Here is a 407-nt window from a genome sequence, read left to right on the forward strand (position 1 = left end):
AAACAAGCGACCGATACAACGATTGCTATTGCGCCAAGCCATTCGCGCCCCATGCACTAACTCTTCATATGTATGACTATAACTTCCCGTCGCTTCAATTTGCTCCTTAATCTCTTGCAAACGTTTTGTTCGTTCCATTTCCGACTTATTTAATTCTTGGTAACATTGTTTTATAAAAGCCTGCGCATCATTCCAAAGTTGCCTAATTTTTCCGTCATTTGTGGCATAGTCAACATGCTGCTCAAGTGCTGTGAACACTTCCTCTTCTGTGCGTGCTTCCCTTTCATCAAATACATGCAGCGTTTGCCAAACAAGCGACCGATACAACGATTGCTATTGCGCCAAGCCATTCGCGCCCCATGCACTAACTCTTCATATGTATGACTATAACTTCCCGTCGCTTCAAT

The 407-nt window shown here is 43.5% G+C and carries 1 protein-coding gene and 1 pseudogene; both read right to left on the reverse strand.

What is annotated here, in order from left to right:
• The coding region (locus CK486_RS18430; RefSeq protein WP_176481745.1) for a nitric oxide synthase oxygenase at positions 1-258 on the reverse strand (258 nt) is incomplete at its 3' end.
• A pseudogene (locus CK486_RS18605) lies at positions 259-350 on the reverse strand (nitric oxide synthase oxygenase); the annotation flags it as partial.
• Positions 351-407: the final 57 nt, after the last annotated feature.

The sequence above is a fragment of the Pseudomonas sp. HAR-UPW-AIA-41 genome, assembly GCF_002304225.1.
Lineage (GTDB): Bacteria > Pseudomonadota > Gammaproteobacteria > Pseudomonadales > Pseudomonadaceae > Aquipseudomonas.